Origin of the sequence: Bacillus sp. JJ1764, assembly GCF_036962145.1 — a bacterium.
Lineage (GTDB): Bacteria > Bacillota > Bacilli > Bacillales > Cytobacillaceae > Neobacillus.
Map to the genome: position 1 here is coordinate 375 of NZ_JBALNY010000087.1, position 7,385 is coordinate 7,759.

General features: G+C 39.5%; 3 protein-coding genes. 2 read left to right on the forward strand and 1 reads right to left on the reverse strand.

Translation table 11 applies throughout. The annotated features are described in order from the left end of the window. Positions 1-5,547: Ig-like domain-containing protein (locus tag V7083_RS13350; protein WP_335478497.1), on the reverse strand; the 5,547-nt coding region annotated here is incomplete at its 3' end. Between the two features lie 259 nt (positions 5,548-5,806). Here V7083_RS13350 and V7083_RS13355 point away from each other — a divergent pair. Then, on the forward strand, positions 5,807-7,009 hold the full coding sequence (locus V7083_RS13355; protein ID WP_335478499.1) for a HupE/UreJ family protein: 1,203 nt from the start codon (positions 5,807-5,809) through the stop codon (positions 7,007-7,009). 116 nt (positions 7,010-7,125) lie between these two features. Then, positions 7,126-7,385 (forward strand): DUF445 family protein (locus tag V7083_RS13360; protein ID WP_335478501.1); only part of this gene is annotated, 260 nt, incomplete at its 3' end.

Genomic DNA, 7,385 nt, shown 5'->3' on the forward strand with positions numbered 1-7,385 from the left:
ATCTGTTACTGGATTTACTACTGGTGCTGCTGGAGCCGTTACATCTTTAACCGTTACTTCTGATTTCTCACTTGTGTTACCAGCTGCATCTGTTGCTGTGACAACAATTTTTGTTCCTGCTACTTGTTTTGCAATAGGGATGGTGAATTTACCTGAACCATCTACAACAACATGACCAAGTTCAACTTCACCGACCTCAGCTGTTACAGTTACTCCAACCTTTGCAGTTCCTGTAATAACAGCATCAGCATCTGTTACTGGATTTACAACTGGTGCATCAGGTGCGGCAGTTGTAACAGTTCCAATCAGTTCTCTTGTATCCCTTACACGAATACGTTCCCCTTGTGCAAAAGAACCGGATAAACCTACTGCTTCCAAAGTGTCACCCGTTTTAAGTACAGGAACTGGAGCTTCTGGATGTTGGTTCACAATATATCCATCCGTAAAGACTAATACATCTCCGGAACCGTCATTTATCAAATATGAATTATCGTCAAACTTTGAAACAACTTTACCTTTTACTTTTACAAGGAGACCCTTATTCATATCGGTTGTAGCTTCTCCTGTTGTCACCTCTTTAGGTTGAAGCGGTTCACCTGTACCAAGTTTGATTACATCTTTTGCGAAACTTGTAAACTCTAATTCTTTGTTGTTTTCAAAGGTTTTAATGTGACCATATACACGTACCTTATCTCCCGCTTTTAAGGAACCATCTGGGACTTCTAGGAATGCCATAATTCCGCCTGTTGCATCCTGTAAGTAGAAAGCATCAAAGAATACTCCTGCACCAGTTGTAACTGTTCCTTCAACAACTACATTTGTATCATCGGCCAATTTGCGGACATCCTCAATATTTGCAACCTTTTCTTCACGATGTGACAACCAGTTTACGGAGTTAAGTGTAAATTCGTCATTCCCCTTCGGTTCAAACGATTCATCTATTTGCTTATCATTAAAGATATTCATACCAGATACAATAATCCGTCCTTGTTCACCAATTTCCTCGGATGCAATCAGTGGAATCGCGGATCCACCTGTTGTGTCTGAAACAGCATCATAAGTGTATCCGCCTTTGATATTACCTTGATAGGTTGTTTCGTTACCTTTCGCAAGTATTACCACTTTCCCATTTTCCGTCAGCGGTTGATTATCCGCCCCTGATAAGCTTGTACCGCTATAATAATCAATAAATGAAACACGGTCAGTAATTTGATTAGACACTAATCCAGGATGGATTCTGACAGCAAATGGACTTACCGCCGGATCACTCCAGAAGTTTCCTGTCTTGCTTAAGTCAAATACCCCGTCATTACCCATTCGAATGGACGAACCAATATCGCCTAATAGTGAATTATTAATGGTAGGGTCAGTGCTGTTATTGCTCTTTCCAGCCATTAATATTGAACCGCCATTTTTCATGAAATTTGCTATTGCTGCACGTTCACTTGCAGATAATGCTGTTCTTGCATGAGTTATAACTAAGATTTTTACATTAGCTAACACTTCATCTGTTAATGCAGCTTTATTTTCAAGAACAGTATATCCTTCTTTTTGAAGCATTAGAGTAAAGGATTTTAAGTTATCCTTGTATGTCCCGCCGTCAGCAGAAGTATTTTCGTTACCATGGTAGGCATCAATTAATACCTTTATACCTAGCGGTTCTTTGATCTTCACTGCTAATGAGTAAGTTGTATCTCCGAGATCAAGACCATCGGATGACGTTACCACGACAATAATCTTATGATCTCCTTTTATTGGACTTGTCCAAGTAGCAGAAGCTGCTGCTGAACTCTTGGAAAGGATTGAAGAAATAGTATTCGTCCCAATTAAGTTCTCCTGCTTCACTTCATCATAATAGAAGTCTACCTTTAAGTTTTTCACGACCTCTGTACCGTTATTTGCAACCGTTGCTTTTAATGTTGCCGGGTTGCCGCCCACGATAACTCCACCATCAATATCAACGCTGTTAACTTTCACATCAACAGCTTCTTCTTTCGACCAAATTGGTGCAGAGTAAATACGCTCCCCATCCATTTGTGTAACCTTGATTACAAACCATTGTTGGCCGCCAGTTACCGAATAGGTTGGATTCCAAGTAAAGTCCTTGGTCATTGGTGTAATAGAATCTATTACTTTTCCACCATTTGTAATTAATTCAACCTTTGCAATTCTATCGTCAGATTTATAACTTGTCGGAAGATAGTTATAATCACTATCATTATGCTCTTCAGTTACTAAGTCACTACCCGACACTTTAAATTTCAAACTTTTGCTATCGACTGTTGACCCCATGTAATAGCCATTTGCTAGAACGTCTAAAGTAAAGTTTGGATCCTCTTCCATGTAAACACGCATGTTACGCATGGAGTGCATTAATGATTCTTGGGATAAGTCATCTGCAACAATAACTGTACGAGCATTCACTTGCCCCCATGTTCCTTCATGGTTATCCTCACCATAAGTAGGAGCCACGTGCCAGCCTAAGTCTAAAGCAGAGAAATACTTACCTTCTGCATTTGCATAACCGTAGTGTCCAGATCCATTTCCTACTTCCAACATAGTAAATAACTTGTCTACATCCTTATTATATGGCTTAAAGTTGTTAAAGGCATTTGCAGACATATCCGGGTGATTAAATTGACCAACAATATCATCGTAAGTCATAACCCATGCATAATACTGATTTAAATCCTGGTATTGCTTACCATTAATATTTCGATCGATAAAATTATCAGATCCAAAGATATTGGAATGTCCCCATGTCGTTGAGGTCATTTCAAAAGCCGGAAATACTACATAATCACCATTTTTGGTATATTGTTTGGCAAGATCTTTCGTTAATTGCCATTGGGATCCTCCTGAACGCTCCGGTACAGATGTACCCGAAGCTGTTTTACGTTCTACAGTATCAGTACCCAGCTTTTCCGGGTCAATATCATGAGAGTGGTCAGAGAATGCAAACCAATCATAATGATGGTATTTACCAGCTTTTAAAGCATCTTCAGGATTTCCTGCACCATCATGTGAAATACTTGTATGGTTATGGGTAGTACCACGATAGTGATTTCCTCCAGTAAAACGTGGAACAATTTCAAATGTCCATGTTTTTTCAGTAAGATTCCCTTTAGTATCCTTTGCAGAAACCTTTACTGTGTGAATTCCCAATGCCAGATCTGTATCCGGCAAATATTTCACTTGTGTTTTACTGATTGTAGCTGCAGGTACTTTAAGCTCCTGTCCATCTAATAAAAATTGAATAGTTGTTTCGTCAACACCGCTTGGGTCATTAAGAATGGCAGATATTTCAGGTGTTGGGCTTTCTACCTTGTCATTAACCTGTGGTGTTTCACCAGTGATGGCTGGACCAGTCTTGTCATCAATTAAAGTAACTGCATATGGATTTGTGTTTGTACCAGCAGATTGAACTTGTGTACCAGCTTTAGCTTCAATATAATACTCGAACCCAGCTTGTGGTACATTTCCGGCAGTCAAAGTGGCAGTATAGCGTCCATTACCGTCATTAATCAAGGCTACAGGTAAATACTCAGCAGTTCCAGTTTCTCTGTAGTAAACCGTTACGGACTCGGCACCGTCAGCATTGGCTACAAATTCAACATTGGCACCTTTATAGACTTCAGTTAGTGCAGTGTGTGTGATACCAAGAATCGGTGTAATATCCTTAATATCACGTGGGTAAACCTGGTAGCCACTCGTTGCTGAAGTATTTGTAGTATACTGTCCTAATACCCCTGTTACGACATAGCTTTTTCCAATCACAAAATCAGTTTCAGGTTTAATACCTGTTGCACCCATTACCCTTAAAGTTGTCGTTTTGTTATTCTCATCGGCAAATGTTACATTATAGTTTGCCCCTGAGGCAGCAACAGCTGTTACCTTGCCTGTTAGAGTAATAAGACTGCCTTCAAGCGGTTCAGCAGTTGCATAGGTAATTGAATCTAATAGGGTTAATACTTTGGCTGCAGGAATTGGTTCCCCTTCACTAATTTTTTCAATTGATGTTGGTTCAAATTCCGTTAATCCGTTGTACACTAAAATCTTACCAGTAACACGAAGCTTGTCCCCTTTAAGGACTTTATACCCGATATCAAGAGTAGAGCTGAAAATATTGATACCAGCCGTATCATCTTGAAGGTAGAAGTTTTGTTTTTGTGTTCCAAGAATTTGGTTGTCAACGGTAGCCACACCTTCAACTGTAAAGAATTTATTTAGGTTGACAGGCTGACCTTTTGCATCGGAAGCACGTACTTCCGAAAGCTTGGATACTACCGTCGTATCCGCCTTTGTAACAGAAACAGGAATACTTTCTAACATAATTCCTTTTGCTGTGCTCGTCGTTTGCGTCACATAAACTGTATTGGGAGCATTACTAATTGTTAAGTTAAAATCTCCGGAAACGCCAGCCTTTAGGGCTGAAGTATTTAGCTTTTCAGCTAAATTGGGTGTAGCAGTCGGATAAACATTAATGATTGCATTTGCTGCAGCTGCACCTGTACCGCCAATTAATGTACCGACACCATCCGCAATAACATAGCTTAATTTTGTCTGATCAACGGATGTACTAGGGATAGCCAAATTAACTTGGATGGGAGCACTTTCTGCCAATCCAGTTTGTGTTGCCGCTACATATACGGAAGTTAATGCTTTACTAGATTCGAAGCTAATATCAAATGACCCATCATCAGAAGCTGTTTTTGTTGCAAGAGCAGAACCATTGGATGCGCTTTCATAAATGCCGACAATTGAACCAGCCTCAACCGCATTAGCTTGTCCAGTTACATTAACAGTAGTTCCATTTTGTGTGAATTGAATGTTGATTCCCTTTGGCTGCAAGCTTTGAACTGGAACCATTGGGTCTTCTGTAGGACTTGACGTGTTTCTAGGAGTGGCAACAGGACCTACATAAAAGTCTGCTGCATTATCATCAGTATCCCATGCATTCCCTTTTCCAGGTGCTGGGTCAACGTTTGCGTATGGTCTGCGTTGCGCACTAGTTGTGTTTGAAGGTGCTTTTGTCGCTGCTGAACCCTCATAGGAAGTGGCACCACCCATTCCTAAAAAATCAATTGCTTCAGAAGGTTTTGCCCCAGATGCTGCCGTTGTTTTATCCTTAAATAAGGCAATCTTTGCACCTGAGCCTGACATTGTTAAGGCACCACTGGCATCAGGTGTCGGTAAATCCGCACCGTTTGCTCCACCTGCTTCTGCAATAAGATAATATCCATGCGCTTTAATACTACCTTTTAGTGGTGTGACTTGCCAGCTTGTACCAGTAGTGGAAGCATACTGTACAGACCAACCATCTAGAGTTACATCTTGGTCAGTTGGGTTATACAGTTCAATAAAGTCTTTATTATATGGTGCTCCTGTATTACCCCCACCACCAAAATACTGGGAGATAACCACATGATCAGCCTGCTCCGCATGAGCGCTGCCAATTAAGCTACTTGGCAAAAATGTACTGATCAATAGGAGCGCTGCTGTGATCATACTGATCCAGCGTTTCATTTTTCTCTGTCGCCTATTCATTCAACAACCACCCTCTAAAAATTATAGTAAAATGGCTAATTCTCCCTATCAATGAAAAAATAGCCTATTTCTCTCTTATTCTACAATTTTCTCCAATAAATAGATACTAACAAATCTGTGAGTAACTATATTTTTTTAAAATAATTTTTATTTTAGGAATGTATACAAAAATTAGGCAATGTGATTATATTAAGAGGGAGCTGCTGATTAGGTATTTAATCCATCATAATAGTAATTCAAGGGGGCAAGTGTAACTCATATGTTTACTAGTTTTAGACAAAAGGATTCATCTTTTTATAAAAAGCAATTTTTTCTTTTCTTTTCTTTTTTAATGATTCAATTTGCTTTCATCCCCAAACAGGCAGAAGCACATTCTTACAGTGCTAGTTATTCTCAAATAACGATGAACAAGGATAAAACAGAAATTGTCTTTTCACTTGATACTCTATCGATATTTGAACTTCTACCAAAAATTGACACAAATAAAGATTGGATTCTTCAAAATTCAGAATTAAAAAAGGGCCAGCATCATTTGAAAGAGCTGATTACGGAAGGACTTACCCTGGATCGCAACAACCATGAGCAAGCGCCCAATGTTGAAAAAATAAAGATTGTAAAAAAAAGCAACAAAGAATTTTTATCCGTTTATCTTCGTTTTCCTGCTTTTTCACCGGGAGATACTATTGTCTTTAACGATGGATTTTACTATCATGACACAACTGCAAACTATGTTAATCTAATATCCGCAAATATTATGGGAGAAACAAGTGAGGCGGTCTTACAGGGAGATAACCGTACGTGGACAATCCTAATCACCGAAGCTCAGCAGGAGCAAGGGTCATCTGACAATCAAACGGACCACCCTCAACAAACGCCAAAACAAACGAAGACCATGAATACTACTTCAACAGCAACATCATCCACCTGGTTTTCCTTTTTCAAACTGGGGATGCTGCATATTCTAACTGGGTATGATCACCTTTTATTTCTTTTTGCTCTATTGTTAAGAAAGCAAACTTGGAAGCAATATGCCGCGATTGTTACGTCCTTTACGATCGCCCATAGTATAACTCTTAGTCTTGCCGTGTTAGGTGTGGTTACCCTTCCATCAAGATTTGTGGAATCTGTCATTGCCTTTAGTATTTGTTATGTTGCTTTAGAGAATATTTTCCGAAAAGAGATCAATCACCGTTGGACTCTGACTTTCCTATTTGGATTAATCCATGGACTTGGGTTTGCTAGTATTTTGCGGGAGATGGCGATTCCAAAAAGCCATTTAGCTGTTGCGCTAGTTAATTTTAATTTGGGTATTGAAGCCATCCAGCTAACTATTGTCTTGGTTCTCCTCCCAATCCTTGCGTTCATTCAAAAGCAAAAAAAATACAGCATCTATGTAAAAGTTGGGTCAATCATTATTACCCTTTTAGGGGGATTTTGGCTCGTTGAACGCATCTTTTTTTAAATCCATCTTATTGCTTTGTTTCCTTGACGCTCGCCATTCGGCGAGTTTCTTTATTTTTCCCACAAAAATTGAGATAATAGTGTTAACCATATTTATTCAAATTGTGAGGTACAAAAATGTTAAAAGAGAAAAAAAACACCCAGCATTTAGCAACCATTTCACTTATTGTGATGGCTGCTGGTTTTCTGATTACGATTCCTCTGGAGCCATCGATTTGGAGAACCATACTTCAAGGCGGTTTTGAAGCTGGCCTTGTCGGAGGACTTGCTGACTGGTTTGCGGTAACAGCCTTATTTCGCCATCCTTTGGGTCTTCCCATTCCACATACAGCCCTTTTGCCAAAAAACCGTGAAAAAATCATTGCGAAAATTATTTC